10 protein-coding genes are annotated in these 16,465 nt (G+C 69.1%); 6 read left to right on the top strand and 4 right to left on the bottom strand.

What is annotated here, in order from left to right:
- Positions 1–184: 184 nt before the first annotated feature.
- From ABDC78_RS02605 to ABDC78_RS02595, 3 genes are all read left to right on the top strand, one after another.
- Positions 185–2,011 carry an Hsp70 family protein gene (locus ABDC78_RS02605; RefSeq protein WP_178361210.1) on the top strand — a complete coding sequence of 609 codons (1,827 nt, stop codon included), beginning with the start codon at positions 185–187 and terminating at the stop codon, positions 2,009–2,011.
- Positions 2,012–2,020: 9 nt separating this feature from the next.
- Positions 2,021–4,549: an isoniazid response ATPase/transcriptional regulator IniR gene (gene iniR / locus ABDC78_RS02600; RefSeq protein WP_178361209.1), complete on the top strand. Its 2,529-nt coding sequence runs from the start codon at positions 2,021–2,023 to the stop codon at positions 4,547–4,549.
- A 148-nt stretch (positions 4,550–4,697) separates the two neighbouring features.
- A complete protein-coding gene (locus tag ABDC78_RS02595; protein ID WP_178361208.1) occupies positions 4,698–7,892 on the top strand; it encodes a (Fe-S)-binding protein in 3,195 nt (1,064 codons plus the stop codon).
- Positions 7,893–7,921: 29 nt separating this feature from the next.
- Here ABDC78_RS02595 and ABDC78_RS02590 read toward each other — a convergent pair whose 3' ends face one another.
- Positions 7,922–9,028 carry a helix-turn-helix transcriptional regulator gene (locus ABDC78_RS02590; protein ID WP_178361207.1) on the bottom strand — a complete coding sequence of 369 codons (1,107 nt, stop codon included), beginning with the start codon at positions 9,026–9,028 and terminating at the stop codon, positions 7,922–7,924.
- 210 nt (positions 9,029–9,238) lie between these two features.
- Here ABDC78_RS02590 and ABDC78_RS02585 point away from each other — a divergent pair, with 210 nt between their 5' ends.
- From ABDC78_RS02585 to ABDC78_RS02575, 3 genes are read left to right on the top strand one after another with little or no spacing between them, the layout of a single operon-like run.
- Positions 9,239–11,254: a PGRS repeat-containing protein gene (locus ABDC78_RS02585; protein WP_347133306.1), complete on the top strand. Its 2,016-nt coding sequence runs from the start codon at positions 9,239–9,241 to the stop codon at positions 11,252–11,254.
- Between the two features lie 59 nt (positions 11,255–11,313).
- A complete protein-coding gene (locus tag ABDC78_RS02580; RefSeq protein WP_178359589.1) occupies positions 11,314–12,606 on the top strand; it encodes a pyridoxal phosphate-dependent aminotransferase in 1,293 nt (430 codons plus the stop codon).
- Positions 12,607–12,639: 33 nt separating this feature from the next.
- On the top strand, positions 12,640–13,917 hold the full coding sequence (locus ABDC78_RS02575; RefSeq protein ID WP_178359561.1) for a YibE/F family protein: 1,278 nt from the start codon (positions 12,640–12,642) through the stop codon (positions 13,915–13,917).
- On the opposite strand, the gene ABDC78_RS02570 is transcribed toward ABDC78_RS02575, so the two are convergent.
- From ABDC78_RS02570 to ABDC78_RS02560, 3 genes are read right to left on the bottom strand one after another with little or no spacing between them, the layout of a single operon-like run.
- Positions 13,865–15,205, bottom strand: coding sequence for an adenylate/guanylate cyclase domain-containing protein (locus ABDC78_RS02570; RefSeq protein ID WP_178359560.1), 1,341 nt, complete (start codon positions 15,203–15,205; stop codon positions 13,865–13,867). The genes ABDC78_RS02575 and ABDC78_RS02570 overlap by 53 nt on opposite strands.
- 24 nt (positions 15,206–15,229) lie before the next feature.
- Positions 15,230–16,093 (bottom strand): glucose-1-phosphate thymidylyltransferase RfbA, encoded by an 864-nt coding sequence (gene rfbA, locus ABDC78_RS02565; RefSeq protein WP_178359559.1) that lies wholly within the window; start codon positions 16,091–16,093, stop codon positions 15,230–15,232.
- On the bottom strand, positions 16,093–16,461 hold the full coding sequence (locus tag ABDC78_RS02560; RefSeq protein WP_178359558.1) for a nuclear transport factor 2 family protein: 369 nt from the start codon (positions 16,459–16,461) through the stop codon (positions 16,093–16,095). The genes rfbA and ABDC78_RS02560 overlap by 1 nt, the downstream gene beginning before the upstream one ends.
- Positions 16,462–16,465 lie beyond the last annotated feature (4 nt).

Genomic DNA, 16,465 nt, shown 5'->3' with positions numbered 1-16,465 from the left:
CGTCGTCGGGCTTGTCACGATGCTATCCACCCCGAGCGCGCACCGGATCGGTGCGAAGCCCAGCGCCGGACAGAGACCATTAGGGGACCGGCCGTTAGGGGATCGACGCCACTAGGGGAAATCCGCGGACCTGGCAGGACCAGCCGCTAAGGTGGGGACCGGCCAGGACAGGAGACACGCCATCATGACTGAACCACTCGGGTTGTCGATCGGGATGACCCATCTGGTCGCGGCCCGCGTCGGTCGCCCACCGGTGATGCGGCGATCGATCCTCACCGTCTTCAACAACCGCGCCCCCGAGGTCGGAGCACCTGGGGAGAACCCGAATCTCACCGAGCCGGGCCTGGTCCTGAGCGGTTTCGTCGAACGCGTCGGCGACCCGGTTCCGCTGGTCGCCGCGGACGGCACCGCCCACCGCGGCGAGCAGGTGCTCGCAGAAGCCCTCGACGCGATGGCGCGGGCGGTCGACGGCGGTTCGCCCGTTGCCATCGCCGTGCCCGCCCACTGGGGGCCGGGAGCCGTCGGCGCACTGCGCGGCGCGCTGCGCACCCGGCCGAGCCTGGCACCCAACGGTGTGCCCGCCGCGCTGATCCCCGATTCCACGGCTGCGCTCGCGGCGCTGCAGGCCGCGCCCGGACTGCCCGACCAGGGTGTCATCGTGCTGGTTGACCTCGGCGGCAGCGGATCGAGCATCTCGCTGGCCGACGCCGGTTCGAATCTCGACGCCATCGGCCAGACGGTCCGCTACCCGGAGTTCTCGGGGGATGCGCTGGACCAGGCGCTTCTCAACCACGTGCTCGCGGGGATCGCCGACGCGAACAAGGCCGATCCCGCGGGCACCTCCGCCGTCGAGTCGCTCGCATCGCTGCGTGACGAGTGCCGCCGGGCCAAGGAACGACTCTCCGCGGAGACCGCGACGGTGGTCGCCGCAGAGCTTCCCGGGTTCCGCTCCGACATCCGGGTGACCCGCCCCGAACTCGAGCAGCTGATGGCGATGCCCTTCGGCGGGCTGGTGAATGCCGTCGAAGACACGTTGCAGCGCAACGGAATCCCGGCGGACAGTGTCTCGGCGGTGGCCACGGTCGGCGGCGGCGCCGCGATCCCGCTGGTGACTCAGCGGTTGTCCGAACGACTGCGCGCACCCGTCGTCACCACCCCCGAGTCCCAGCTCAACGTCGCCGCCGGGGCAGCGCTGGTCGCCAACCAGAGCCTCAGCGCGGATGCGCCGACCGGGATGGCTCCCGCTTCGGACATGCCGACCGCGATGGGGCCGGCAGCGTGGGCCGCGGGTGCGGCGGGACTGGCCGCTAGCGAATCCGCCGACGACGGCGCCTCGTCGGCGACCTTCCGCGCGTTGGCCTGGTCACAGGATGACGAGTCGGCCGGGGATCCGCTGCCCTACACCGGGGCCGACTACACCTCCCCGGCTTCCTACGCCGGAGCGGGAGCGACGGCGGCCCGGCCTGCGGTGGCGTTCTCCCCCGGAGACGACGGATATGACGACGAACCCGCTCCGCTGCCCTGGTACAAAAGGCCCCCTCTACTGTTCGCCGCTGCCGCTGCCGCGGCACTGCTGGCGGTGGGCGGCCTCGCGGTGACGCTGACCGGCTCGGACGGCGACTCGACCCCGGTCACCGAGACCGCAACCACGACTCCGGCCGAGGACGTTCCACCCGTGCTGCCACCCCCGGTCACCACGGTCACCGTCGGTCCCGACGGTGTGGCCACCACCACCGTCAGCCAGCCGCCACCTCCGCCACCCACCACGACCACGACGGCACCCACCACCACGACCACACAGCCGACGACGACGACCACAACCACAACGACCACCACGACGGCGCCCACCACGACCACGACTCGGCCGACGACCACCCGGCCGACGACCACGGCGCCGCCGACCACAACGGCCCCGCCACCGGATCCGACCACCGTCGATCCACCGGATCCGACCACGATCGATCCGCCCGACCCGGTGACGCCGACGCTCGTTCCCGACGACGGCGCCTGATCTGCGGCGATGATGAGTCCGGCGCTGCTTCGGCCGGCGGATCTCGCTGCGGCCTCCCGAGAGGCCATCGCTTCCGTCGACGCCGATCCCGGTGCGCCGGCCAGATTGCTCGTGACCGGTGGCATCGGCACCGGCAAGTCGACGGTGCTGGCCGCGATGCGCGCGTCGTTCCGAGATGCCGGTCGGGCGGTGCTCTCCCAGCCGCCGGGACGCGGCGACGCTGGCACCGCCGCGATCGTCGTCGACGACGCGCACCTTCTCAGCAGCGATGACCTCGACCGGCTCACCGAACTCGTCGTCGCCGACCCGGCCGCCACCGTCGTCATCGGCTGCCAACCGTTGGCGCATCACCCGGCGCTCAGCCGCCTCACCACGGCGCTCGAACGGGAGAACCCCGCGGTTGTGCTGGGGCCGTTACCGCCCGTCGAGGTGGGTCGGGCCGCGGCAGCGATGCTCGGCACCCCTGCGACACCGGACCTGGTTCGCGCGCTGATCTCGGCGACCGCGGGATTGCCGTTTCTGCTGCGGCCCGCCCTGTCGGCTGCGGGTGACGGGTCGACCGCCGTCCGCCAAGCCGCACGTTTCGCACTGATCGAGCGTCTCCGCCGCCTCGACGAACGGATCCTCGACACGCTCCTCATCTCGTCGCTGAGTCCCGCCCTGGGACCCGACGATGTCGCCGCCGCACTGCGGCTGCCCTCGGAGGCTGCGTCCGCCGCCGTCGACCGGGCCCGCGCCAGCGGACTGATCGACCCGTCGCACGCTTCGGGATTCCTCCCCGTCGTACACGATTCAATCGCCCAGATCCTCGGTGCCGCAAGGCATCACGAGATCGAGGTGTCCGTGCTGTGCTCCCAGGTCGAGCTGTCGACCCTGACCGCCGATCTGGCGTTGCGCTTGGCCGAGCACGGTCTGCGCGACGAACGATTGGCCACGGCGCTGACCGACCTTGCCGAGCGGGTCCGGGACCATCCCGCCGACGCGGCGCGCCTCTACCGGGCCGCAGCCGACGCCGGTGCCACCGCGCTGAGCGCGCAGCTCGCGGATGCGCTGGCCTTGACGGGCGACTGCGCGACGGCAGGTCGGCTCGCCGACGACCTACTCACATCGGCTGACCCGGGCGAGCGCGCCGCCGCGGTGCGGATCGCGGCGAGCATCGCCCTTCACGACGGACGTGCCGCCCAGGCCAACGACCTGTTCCGCTGGCTCGGCCCGCCTCCCGATGCCGCGATCGGCGCCGCGGCCTCGATCACCGCGCTGGCTGCCGGGGACGCGGCGGCGGCCCGAGCGGCTTCGGAGTTGCAGACCGCCGGCCCGCCGACGTCGACCGCGCGAGCGGCCCGCAGCATCACCGAAGGCCTCGTGCTGACCCTCGATCAGCCCTATCCCGTCGCGATCGCGCGATTGAGTCGGGCCCTCGGCACCGACTACGGCCAGACGTCCGTCGTCCCGGACACTCCCGCCGCCCTCGTCACCCTGGCCGCGCTGCACGGTGGTGACCCGGTACGGGCACGCAGCGTGATCGGCCGCACCGTGCGCGGCGACGGACAGCCCGACCCCGCCGATGCGATCTTCGTCACTCATCGGCACCGGCTGCTGCTGGGCTGGGCGTACATGCAGGACGGGCAGCTGCCTGCCGCCGACGCCACGGTCCCGACCGACGGGGATTCGATGCACCGGCGGGACGCACTGTGGGCGACTGCGCTGCAGACTGCCGTCGCCCGGCGCAGCGGTGACACCGGCGCCATGCAGAAACACTGGTATTCCGCGATGGAGGTGCTCGCCGAGTACTCGGTCGATCTGTTCGCACTGCTGCCGCTGGGCGAACTGTGGGTCGCTGCCGCACGGATGCGGCAGGTGGACCAACTCCAGCACGCGATCGACGAGGCATTCGCCCTGTTGTCGGGTCTGGGCGAGCCGGCGCTCTGGTCGACACCGCTGCACTGGGCAGGCGTGCACGCCGGGATCCTGGCCAACTCACCGGATGCGGTCGCCCCGCACGGCCAGGCGCTGTCGGCGGCGGCAGCGCACAGCTCGTTCGCAAAGGCGCTGGCCACCGCGGGACGGACCTGGCTTCGGGTGCTGGCCAACCAGGTCGACGTCAACGAGGTGAGCACCGCGGCGCGGGGGCTGGCACGGTTCGGTCACACGTCGGACGCGACCCGATTGGCGAGCCAGGCCGCGTTGCAGACCACTGACCCGCGGGTGTCGCAGGTGATGCTGCAGCTCGCCCGCGATCTCAAGCAGACGGTCGCGAACCCTGAGCTGCCGCTCGCCGCGCCGACCGACGACCGCGTCGGTGTGGCCGCGCCTCCGGTGGTCGCGCGCCGGCCTGCCGCGGCCCAGCTGTCCGACCGCGAGCGGGAGGTCGCCGAGCTGTTGCTCAACGGCATGCCCTATCGCGACATCGGGGCGCAATTGTTCATCTCAGCGAAAACCGTCGAGCATCACGTCGCCCGGATTCGTCGCCGGCTGGGTGCGGAATCGCGCTCGGAGATGCTGTCGATGTTGCGGGCGATGCTCTCCGCGCCGAACTGACCGACTCGCGCCTCTCCAAACAGTTAGGACAGCCTTCGTAGCGCTGTTTCCGGACGGGATGTAACTATGAGCAGGCACCCAGCTAAAGTTACCCGTCGGTAACATTGCATAAGTTACCAGCGGGTAACAACGTCACCGGAGGATGCGCGTGGAAACGCAGATGTTGATCAGGATCATCGTCGGCGCGTTGATGATCGTCGTCGTCGGTGTATTGGCCGCAAAGCGCGTGGTGTGGCTGACCAAGCTGATCCGGTCGGGGCAGCCGATGAGCGAGTCCAACAATCGCAAGGACAACCTCCAGAAGCGCATCACCACGCAGTTCGAGGAAGTGTTCGGCCAGACCCGGCTACTCCGCTGGAACACCGCCGGTATCGCCCACTTCTTCACCATGTGGGGCTTCTTCATCCTCGGTTCTGTCTACGTCGAGGCTTTCGGCCAGCTCGTGGACCACGACTTCCACATCCCGTTCGTCGGCCGGTGGGACGCGCTCGGCTTCCTGCAGGACTTCTTCGCCCTCGCGGTGCTGCTGGGCATCATCACGTTCTCGATCATCCGCATCGTCCGCGAACCGAAGAAGCACGGCCGCGACTCCCGCTTCTACGGCTCTCACACCGGCGGCGCCTGGCTGATCCTGTTCATGATCTTCAACGTCATCTGGACCTACGCGCTGGTGCGCGGCGCGGCGGTCAACACCGGAGCGCTGCCCTACGGCGACGGCGCGTTCTTCTCCCAGGCCATGGGCTGGATCCTGCACCCGCTGGGCGAGCCGGCGAATGAGTGGATCGAGACCTTCGCGCTGCTCGCACACATCGCGATCATGCTGGTCTTCCTGCTGATCGTGCTGCACTCCAAGCACCTGCACATCGGTCTGGCGCCGATCAACGTCACGTTCAAGCGGATGCCCAACGGATTGGGCCCCCTGCTGCCCGTCGAGTCCAAGGGCGAGATCGTGGACTTCGAGGATCCCGCCGAGGATGCGGTGCTGGGTCGCGGAAAGATCGAGGACTTCACCTGGAAGGGCTTCCTCGACATGACCACCTGCACCGAGTGCGGGCGTTGTCAGTCGCAGTGCCCGGCGTGGAACACCGGCAAGCCGCTGTCCCCGAAGCTCGTGATCATGAACCTGCGCGACCACATGTTCGCCAAGGCACCGTACTTCCTCGACGGCAAGGAATCGCCGCTGGAGAACACGCCCGAGGGCGGTCTCGGCGAGGAGGTGCGCGGCGAGAAGAAGAGCGAGGAACACTCACACGAGCACGTTCCGGAATCCGGTTTCGAGCGCATCCCCGCCGATTCGCCCCTGCAGGCGACCCGCCCGCTGGTCGGCACCCTCGAGGAGGGTGGCGTCATCGATCCCGACGTGCTGTGGTCGTGCACCACCTGTGGCGCCTGCGTCGAGCAGTGCCCCGTCGACATCGAGCACATCGACCACATCGTCGACATGCGCCGCTACCAGGTGATGATGGAGTCGGAGTTCCCGGGCGAACTCGGTGTGCTGTTCAAAAACCTTGAGTCCAAGGGCAATCCGTGGGGGCAGAACTCGAAGGACCGCACCAACTGGATCGACGAGGTCGACTTCGATGTGCCGGTCTTCGGCAAGGACGTCGAATCGTTCGACGGCTACGAGTACCTGTTCTGGGTCGGGTGCGCCGGTGCGTACGAGGACCGGGCGAAGAAGACCACCAAGGCGGTCGCCGAACTGCTGGCCGCCGCGGGCGTCAAGTACCTGGTGCTGGGTGAAGGTGAGACCTGCAACGGTGACTCGGCCCGCCGCTCGGGCAACGAGTTCCTGTTCCAGCAGCTCGCCGCACAGAACGTCGAAACGCTCAACGGGCTGTTCGAGGGCGTCGAGCGGGTGGACCGCAAGGTCGTCGTCACCTGCCCGCACTGCTTCAACACCCTCGGCCGGGAATACCCCCAGCTCGGCGGCACCTACACGGTGCTGCATCACACGCAGCTGCTGAACCGGTTACTCCGCGACAAGAAGCTGATTCCGGTCAAACCGTCTGACGGCGGTATGGATATCACTTATCACGACCCGTGTTATCTCGGCCGGCACAACAAGGAGTACTCGGCTCCGCGCGAGCTGATCGGCGCGTCGGGCGCGAAGCTCACCGAGATGCCCCGTCACGCCGAGCGCGGCCTGTGCTGCGGCGCGGGCGGCGCCCGGATGTGGATGGAAGAGCACATCGGCAAGCGCGTCAACGTCGAACGCTCAGAGGAAGCGGTGGACACCGGGGCGTCGGCGATCGCGACCGGCTGCCCGTTCTGCCGCGTGATGATGACCGACGGTGTCGACGACGTCGCAGCGAACCGGGACGTGGAGAAGCCCGAGGTGCTCGACGTGGCCCAGCTGCTGCTGGGTTCGTTGGACAAGGGCAACTTCGCATTGCCCGAAAAGGGAACGGCCGCAAAGGAAGCCGAGGAGCGTGCGGCACGCGTCGCGGCCGAGGCGCCCGCGAAGGCTCCTGCCGTGGCAGAGGAAGCCGAAGAGGAGGCTGCCGCACCCGCGAAGGTCGAGGCCAGCACCGCCACCGAGACCAAGCCCGTCACCGGTCTGGGGATCGCGGGAGCCGCCAAGCGCCCCGGTGCCAAGAAAGCCGCAGCGGACACCGGGGGTGGCGACACACCGGCCGCGGCCGCACCGAAGGGCCTCGGAATCGCCGGCGGCGCAAAACGCCCCGGCGCCAAGAAGACCGCGGCCGCACCTGCGGCGGACGCGGTAACCGAGTCGGCCCCGGCCAAGGCCGAGCCGGAGGTCAAGGGTCTCGGAATCGCCGGCGGCGCCAAGCGCCCAGGCGCGAAGAAGACCGCAGCGGCACCTGCCGCCGCCGCACCCTCCGCGCCGGCCGAGGCTGAGGCCGAGGCGCCCAGTGCGCCCGCCGCGCCGGAGCCGGAGGTCAAGGGTCTCGGAATCGCCGCCGGCGCACGCCGGCCGGGCGCGAAGAAGGCCCCGGCTCAGAAGGCGGCGCCCAACGAGGACGCGGGCACGGTTGTGCAGCCGCCGGGCGCGGATCCGGATCAGGCAAAGGCGGGAACGGAATCCGCGGACACCGCGGACTCCGATATGGGGCTTGAGCCCAAACCCGAGCCTGAGGTCAAGGGCCTCGGAATCGCCCCGGGTGCGCGGCGACCCGGCGCCAGAAAGGCGCCTGCGGCCGCACCCAAGGCCGAACCGCAGCCCGAGCCCGAGCCGACCGCGGAAGCCGAACCAGACGCCGCGCCTGAACCCGCGACGCCGACCAACGGTTCAGGCAACGGCGAGGCCCGCATCGTCGGCGACGAACCACCGGTGAAAGGCCTTGGCATCGCCAAGGGTGCGCGTCGGCCGGGCAGGAAATAGCCGACCGCACCCGCCGTGTATGCCTGAGATCACTGCGGGATGACGGTCGAGAGCAGGCGAACGAGTTCAGCCTGCCGGTGTGTGCCCGTCTTGCTGAAGATCGCTCGCAGGTGCGTGCGAACCGTGGTCGAGGACAGGATCAGCTGCTCACTGATCGCAGGGACCCCCTGACCGTGAAGGGCAAGGCAAGCGACAGCTGCCTCCGCTCTGCTCATCCCGTACAGCTGCCGCAAAACGTCTGCAGCGGGCCGGGATTCGCGCGTCGGATCGATGATCAGCACCATCGCCAGAGGCCGGCTCTTGATATCGGTGGCCGTCGCGTCGAGCGGAACCACGTGCACCACGAAGCTTCGGCGGCCTGAAGGCCGTTCACAGGTCAAAGAGCCGCCGCTGCGCAATCCGTGCGCCAGCGCCTGATCGATCAGGCGAGCCAGGGTGCGTTGGGCTCTGGGCGCCGACGCAACCAACGTGCCACCTCGGATCGCGAGCCCGTCATGCTGCGCGAGAAGATCGTCGGCGACCGAGTTCGCTTCCACCACCAAACGGTCCGTGGTGAGGACCACCACGCCGTGGGGCAGACGGTCGACGGCGCCCGCGAGGTGGGCGCCTCGCTCGGACAGAACGGCGATGTGACTCTGTGTGTCGATCGCCTGCTGCAGGTGGGGAACGAGAGCGCTGACGAGTTGCCGTCGATCGTCGGTGGCGAAGGGATGTCTGCGCTGCGATCCGGCGACGACGAGGCTCGCCGTTCGGTCGCCCCGCGTCAACCGCACGAACAGGCCGGCCTCGATGTCGTTCGGGCGGATCCAGTCGTTGTGGAATTCGGTTGTCTTTCGGGTGGACAGCAGCTCCTCACCGGTGCGCAGGACGCCGACAGCCCCCTGCTCGACCGTGTGAAGCACATGGTCGATGCGGCCGTAGTACTCGTCGTAGGGTTTCTCCGCGTCCGGAAGCAGGTGCCCGACGACTGTCCGCTGCGCCCCGTCGGTGACCGACAGCGCGGTGGAGCGGACGGTCCCGGTTCCGGTTGTCGAATGGGCGAGCGTCGAGTGGATCTCGCTGATCGCCTCGCCCCACTTCGCCGGGGTCAGCGATGCGGCATAGATCAACGAGACCAAATGAGAGAACGTGGCCATCGAGACCATCCCCGTCTCCCCCCTTCCGGCGCTGCTTCGCCAAAAGATCATCAATTCGGACGACGCGACCCGAATCCACGGTGTGGTTCCTTATGCACAAACCACGGCGACCAGCCAAAGCTTGCGTAGGGGGAAACGGTGTCTGCACATAATGATGCATCAATCGGGCGTGGTCTGCGCCTTGCTGTCGTGCCGCTCGCGGTGACTGGCGTGGTGATCGCCGGAGCAGAACTGGTGGTCCTGCGGGCACCCGATCCCACGGTCGTGTCGGCGCCAGCCGGGTCCGCGATCGCTGCGCGAGCCGTCGACGTCGCCCCCGCAGCGTCGACCGCACCAGTGACCTTCGCGGACAGCGCGATCCGGCCAACCGAAGGTGTGACGATCCAGCTGCCCGGCAGCGCGTCGGGCGCGGCCTCCGAGCGTGCCGTCGCCGAGACCTCTGCGTCGTCGCTTGTCGGCGGGCCCGTGGCCGCTACCGAGCGGATCAGTGTTCGCGATGGTTCGCCTGAGCCGGTCTTCGAGTCCGCATCTCCGCTGGCCCGGCTGTTGGTCCTGCAACCGTCCGATCGCCAACGGGAATCCGGGTCTGCCTTCGGACGTGCGGCGGGCGCGGCGCCGTCGGCGGAGCCGATCGTCACCGTCCTCGAAGGTGTCTTCGGGTTCTTCATCGGCAACGGAGCGGACGCGGCAGCCGACTGCGCCGGCGACGCCTGCAACGGCCGTCCCGGCGGGATCCTCATCGGCAACGGTGGCGCCGGTGCGAACGGGGGAAAGGGCGGTAACGCCGGCCTCTGGGGCAATGGTGGCCGCGGTGGTGACGGGCTCGCTGCCGGCGTGGACGGCGGCAACGGTGGGCACGGCGGGCTTCTGCTCGGCAACGGCGGCGCGGGCGGCAACGGCGGGGCCGGTGCTGTCGGGGGCAACGGCGGACATGCGGGAATCCTGCTCGGCAACGGCGGCGCCGGCGGTAACGGCGGCAACGGGATCGCCGGCAGCACAGGCACTTCCGGCGACGACGGCCAGGACGGAGCCCGTGGTGACAACGGCGCCGACGGCCGAGACGGTTCCAGCGGCGGGGTGGGGGCGGCCGGCGCCGACGGGGCCAATGGCATCAACCCGATCGGGACGCCGGGTGAGGACGGCGGCGACGGTTTCGAGGGTGAAGGGTTCGAGAGCGGTTTGAACGGCAAAGACGGCAACCCGGGCGGTAACGGGGGTCGCGGCGCTGACGATCTGGGTGCCGCCGCGGGTAGTCAGACCGCCGGGAACGGAGGCTTCGGTGGCAACGGCACCACCGGCGGCAACGGCGGCAACGGCGGCCGGGGCGGTGATGCTGCCGTCGCCTACGGAGCCGCGAACGGCGGCGCCGGCGGAGGGGGTGGAAACGGTGGTGCGGGCGCAGCGGGCCAGTCTGGAGGCGACGGCCAGGCCGGGCCCACGGGCAGCGCCGGGGGCAACGGCGACGCGGGCACGGCCGGGCTCGCCGGAACCGACGGTACCGCCGGTGGTCGGGGTAAGGCCGGCACCGCCGCAGGTGCCGGCGGCAAGGGCGGTCACGGCAGCTGGTTCTTCGGCCGCGGAGGCGCCGGCGGCAGCGGCGGGATCGGTGGGAACGGCGGCGCCGGTGGGAACGGCGGTGCGGGCGGTGACGGCGGCGAGGGCGGCACCGCCGGGGATGGCGGCGACGGCGGCACCGGAGGCATCGGCGGAAACGGCGGACGAGGCGGCAACGGCGCGGCCGGCGGCAACGGTGGCAACGGCGGCGACGGCGGCAACGCGGAGACCATCATCGGGCCGGCGACCGGCGGTGCAGGTGGCCAGGGGGGTGCGGCAGGGCCCGGGGGCGCGGCCGGCGCCGGCGGCAAGGGCGGCGCGGCCGGTCAGGGCGGTGCTGCCGGGCAGGGCGGTTCGGGGGGCGAGGGCGGCGCTGCAGGACAGGGCGGTTCGGGGGGCGCGGGAGGCGCGGGCGGCCGGGGCGGAGCGTCCGGAGAGGGCGGGGACGGCGGACTGTTCGGTGGCAGGGGCGCCGCAGGCCAGACGGGAGCCGGCGGCCAGACCGGCGAGACCGGCTCGGCCGGCGCGAATGGCACAGCCGGATCGGCAGGCGCCGACGGCAGAGACGGGAAGACCGGAAACCCAGGAGTCGCCGGCAACGACGGACAGTCAGGCTCGGCCGGCCAGGCCGGCCAGCCCGGAAGGGACGGCAACAGGGGAGCAGAGGACTGAACTGGGCGCGCTCAGAACGCGGACCGGTCGCGCTTGACCCGGCCTGCGCCGGAAAACACGTGGACAACCGTGGGAGACTTCTCGATGTGAGCACCCATCAGTTGCCGTGGCACGCAACCGGCCAGCACGGCCGGCCGCGCACGTTCACGCAGTCGAGCAAGCTGCAGGACGTCCTGTACGAGATCCGCGGACCTGTACACGAGCATGCGTCGCGCCTCGAAGCCGAGGGACACCGGATCCTCAAGCTCAACATCGGCAACCCGGCGCCGTTCGGTTTCGAAGCACCCGACGTGATCATGCGCGACATCATCTCGGCGCTGCCGTACGCGCAGGGCTACTCCGATTCCAAGGGCATCGTCAGCGCGCGCCGCGCCGTGTTCACCCGCTATGAGCTCGTCGACGGGTTCCCGCGCTTCGACATCGACGACGTGTATCTGGGCAACGGCGTCTCCGAGCTGATCACGATGACGCTGCAGGCGCTGCTGGACAACGGCGATCAGGTCCTCATCCCCGCTCCGGACTACCCGTTGTGGACGGCGTCGACGTCGTTGGCGGGCGGCACCCCCGTGCACTACCTGTGCGACGAGACCCAGGGCTGGCAGCCCGACATCGCCGATCTGGAATCCAAGATCACCGACCGCACCAAGGCGATCGTCGTGATCAACCCGAACAACCCGACCGGTGCGGTGTATCCCCGAGAGGTGCTGACCCAGATCGCCGAGTTGGCGCGCAAGCACGAATTGATGCTGCTCGCCGACGAGATCTACGACAAGATCCTCTACGACGAAGCCGAGCACATCGCGATGGCGAGCGTGGCGCCGGATGTGCTGACGCTGACGTTCAATGGCCTGTCCAAGGCCTATCGCGTCGCAGGTTACCGCTCGGGCTGGCTGGTCATCACCGGCCCCAAGGAACACGCCACGAGCTTCATCGAAGGCATCAGCCTGCTGGCCAACATGCGGCTGTGCCCGAATGTGCCTGCGCAGCATGCAATTCAGGTTGCGCTGGGCGGCCATCAGAGCATCGACGACCTGGTGCTGCCCGGCGGCCGACTGTTGGAGCAGCGCGATGTGGCGTGGACGCAGCTCAACGAGATCCCCGGGGTATCGTGCGTGAAACCCCAAGGCGCGCTGTATGCGTTCCCCCGATTGGACCCCGAGGTCTACGACATCGCCGACGACGAGCAACTCGTCCTCGACCTGCTGCTGCAGGAGAAGATCCTGGTGACCCAGGGCACCGGCTTCAACTGGCCGACACCGGATCACCTGCGGATCGTGACGCTGCCATGGGCCCGTGATCTGTCCAACGCGATCGAACGTCTGGGCAACTTCCTCGTCAGCTACCGGCAGTGATCGTCTGACAGCCGCTACCCCTACCCTGTCGGGGTGGCCCACTCACATTCGCACTCCCATTCGCTGAGCGGCCCGTCGCCGCTCGGGCCACTGGCCGCCAAGATCGTCGTCGGACTCCTGATCGCCTGCGGCGTGGCGACACTGATCGGCGCGGCGCTACTGTGGCCCAGCGGGCAGAAAGCCGACATTCCGCTCCCGTTTCAGAATGCGGCTGGGAATGCGGTCACCACGGAGGCCGGCCACGTGCTGTCCAGCAGTTCGGCGCCGTGCGGTAGCCCGTCGTCCGGCGCGGTGCTCACCGACGATCCGCTACCCGCCCAGGGGCAAGGCGCACCCCCCTGCGTGCAGAACCTGGTGGCCATCGACTCCGGACCCAACGCAGGTGCGAACACGCTGATCGAGTTCAGCGGTGGCCCCGGCCAACCCAGTCTCGCCGTGGGCGACGACGTCCGGCTCAGCCGGACTGTCGGCGACGGCGGCACCACCACGTACGCGTTCTACGATTTCGAGCGGTCGTGGCCGTTGGCCGCACTGGCGGTGGTGTTCGCTGTCGTGATCGTCGCGGTGGCGCGTTGGCGGGGTCTACGTGCTCTCGTCGGCATCGTGATCGCCTTCGGGGTGCTGGTGGTGTTCCTGCTGCCGGCGCTCCGCGACGGCGCACCCGCCGTTCCGGTCGCGGTGGTGGCCTCCTCCGCGATCCTCTACGCGGTCATCTACCTCGCCCACGGTGTGAGCCTGCGGACCAGCGCGGCCCTGCTCGGGACACTGGCCTCGCTGTTGCTGGCGGCCTTCCTGTCCTGGGGGGCAATCGAATTCGCGCATCTCACCGGGCTGTCCGAAGACCAGAACAACGAGGTCGCCGCCTATCTGGGCAATGTCTCGATCACCGGCCTGCTGCTGGCCGGGTTCATCATCGGTTCGCTCGGTGTGCTCAACGATGTGACCGTCACGCAGGCTTCGACGGCGTTCGAGTTGGCCGCGGTCGGTGACGGCACGTCACGCCGCGAGGTGTTCGTCGGGGCCATGCGGGTGGGTCGCGACCACATCGCCAGCACCGTCTACACGCTGGTGCTGGCGTATGCGGGCAGCGCGTTGCCGCTGCTGCTGCTGTTCAGCGTCGCGAATCGCTCGCTCGGTGACGTGCTGACCAGCGAAAGCGTGGCTATCGAGGTCGCTCGTTCGGCAGTTGGCGGTATCGCGCTGGCACTGTCGGTGCCGCTCACGACGGGCATCGCGGCGCTGCTCGCGACGCCGACAGCTAACCGTCCTGCGTCACCCGGTACACCTCGATCTGCTCCGGAAGCCCTTTGAAGTGCTGTAGACCAAGGCATTCGAACGTCAGTGCCGATCCCGCCGACAGGTCGCGCACGGTGCGGCTGGCGAGGATTTCGCCCGCGCCTGCCATCGCGCCGATACGCGCCCCGGTGTGCACCGCCAGTCCGCTCCACTCGCTGCCGCGGCGTTCGCATTCACCGGTGTGGATTCCGACCCGGATCAGGATGCCACGGGTGGCGAGCTCGGGCACGAGTTCGAGAGCGCAGCGCGCCGCACTGGTGGGTCCGTCGAGCAGCGCGAAGTAACCGTCGCCGGTGTGACTCGCGCGGGTTCCGCCATAGCGGGAGAGCACCCGCTCCACCAACTCGTCGTGGGCGTCGAGCTGATTACGCCACCGCGCATCGCCGCGTGCGCTGAGTTTTTCGGTGGAGCCGACGATGTCTGTGAACATCACCGTCGTCACGACGCGTTCGTCGGCCGGTGACCCCTTGCCGCCGCAAAGGAACGCCAGTACCTCATCAGTGAGCTCGTCGATGATGTCGAACGAATTGTGAGGACCGCGCGCAAGCTGCCGGAACTGAGCGTGGGGAATCGCCGCCCCCAGTGCCGCGGTGGCTTCAATGGGTACCAGCCGATCGCCCGGGCGAGCGAGGACCAACGTCGGCGCCTGGATCGTGCCCAACACCGCGCGCACGTCGACGTCGACGAATGCCTGCCACCACAGCCTCGCCATCGTCGGGCTCGCGATCGACCGCTGGCGCTTCCCGAAGCCTTCACGCACACCGGCGATTTCGGAGGCTTCGTTGTGAAACAGGTCCGCCAACGCTCCGTCGCCCCATCTCTGGTCGATCTCCTCGAGTTGCGCCGCGATCTGCTCAGAGGTGAATCCCCAGGGGTGGTCCGGCAGGTGCAGCGAAAAGCGTGCAGCGGTGCCGTACAGGAGAAGTCGGTGAATCCTGTCGGGATACATTGCGGCGAACATGATCGCGAGCGCCCCACCGTCGCCGGTTCCGGACAACGAGGGGCGTTCCTCACCGATCGCATCAACCACGGCCACGAGGTCGGTCACCCGCTCCTCCACCGTGAGGACATGGTCGGCGGGGTCCGACAGCCCGGTGCCGCGTCGATCCCAGATGACCAATGTCATCTCTTCCGCGAGTCGATTGACCAGTCGCGCGTACGGACTGTCCGGCTCGTCGATGTTGTCGACGTCGTTGACCACCCAGCCCGGTGTCCAGACGACCACCGGACCGGAATCACCGAACACGCGGTACGCCAGTCGCACATCACCGTTTCGGGCGTAGCGTACTGTGCTGCCCCCCACGTCAATATGGTGACAGCTTGCCGGTCAGCGCTCCAGCAGTTCCAGCAGATACGCGCCGTAGCCCGACTTGAGCAGCGCCTGGGCCCGGGCCGCGAGAGCGTCGTCGTCGATGAAGCCGACCCGCCAGGCGACCTCCTCGGGCACGCTGATCTTCAGTCCCTGCCTGCGTTCGATCGTCCGCACGTAGTCGCTGGCGTCCAGCAGCGAGTCGAAGGTGCCGGTGTCCAGCCAGGCGGTGCCGCGCGCCAGCACCTCGACGGCCAGTCGGCCCTCGTTGAGGTAGCGCTGGTTGATCTCGGTGATCTCGTACTCGCCGCGGGCCGACCTGCCCAGCGACCGCGCGATGTCCACCACGTCGTTGTCGTAGAAGTACAGGCCGGGCACCGCGTAGTGCGACTTCGGCGTGGCGGGCTTCTCCTCCAGCGACAAGGCTGTGCCATCGGCCGCGAACTCGACGACGCCGTACGCCGACGGGTTGGCCACCCAGTAGGCGAAGATCGCGGCCCCGCTGACGTCCCGGAATCGGCCGAGGCTGGTTCCCAGGCCGGGTCCGTAGAAGATGTTGTCGCCCAATACCAGTGCCACAGAATCGTTTCCGATGTGGTCGGCCCCGATCACGAAGGCCTGAGCGAGACCGTCGGGTTGGTCCTGGACGGCGTAGGTCAGATTGATGCCGAGATCCGATCCGTCGCCGAGCAGACGGTGAAAGGCCGGGGCGTCCTGCGCGGTGGTGATGACCAGGATGTCGCGGATGCCCGCCATCATCAGCGTGGACAGCGGGTAGTAGATCAGCGGCTTGTCGTAGACGGGTACCAACTGCTTGCTGACCCCCATCGTGATGGGGTACAGCCGGGTGCCCGATCCGCCGGCCAGGATGATCCCGCGCATCAGCCGGTCAGATCCGCTTCGGTCAGGTCGGTCGCAGCGAGCGCGGCGGCCAGGTCGTCGTGCCGGAAGACCGAGGTCACATGATCGTCGACGACCCGAAAAGCTGAAGCCGCCGTGCCACCCTCACCGGTGACCGACAGGATCTGCTGCTCGACGACGACGACGCCGTCGTGGACATAGATCCGGCCGGGCTCGGCCTTGCCGTCGAGATCCCGAGCCCAGTCACGCAGCGCGGCGTGTCCCTGAGCGGCACCGTGGGCGTCACCGATCTCGATGTCCTCGCTGGACAGCGACAGCAGGGTGTCAACATCACCGGCGTTGAGCGCGTCGTGCCAGGCAAGGACGGTGGCCATCTCCGAAGTGGTCATGCCG

It is taken from the genome of Mycobacterium sp. DL (genome assembly GCF_039729195.1).
GTDB lineage: Bacteria > Actinomycetota > Actinomycetes > Mycobacteriales > Mycobacteriaceae > Mycobacterium > Mycobacterium hippocampi_A.
This window is presented reverse-complemented; position numbering and strand designations above follow the sequence as displayed.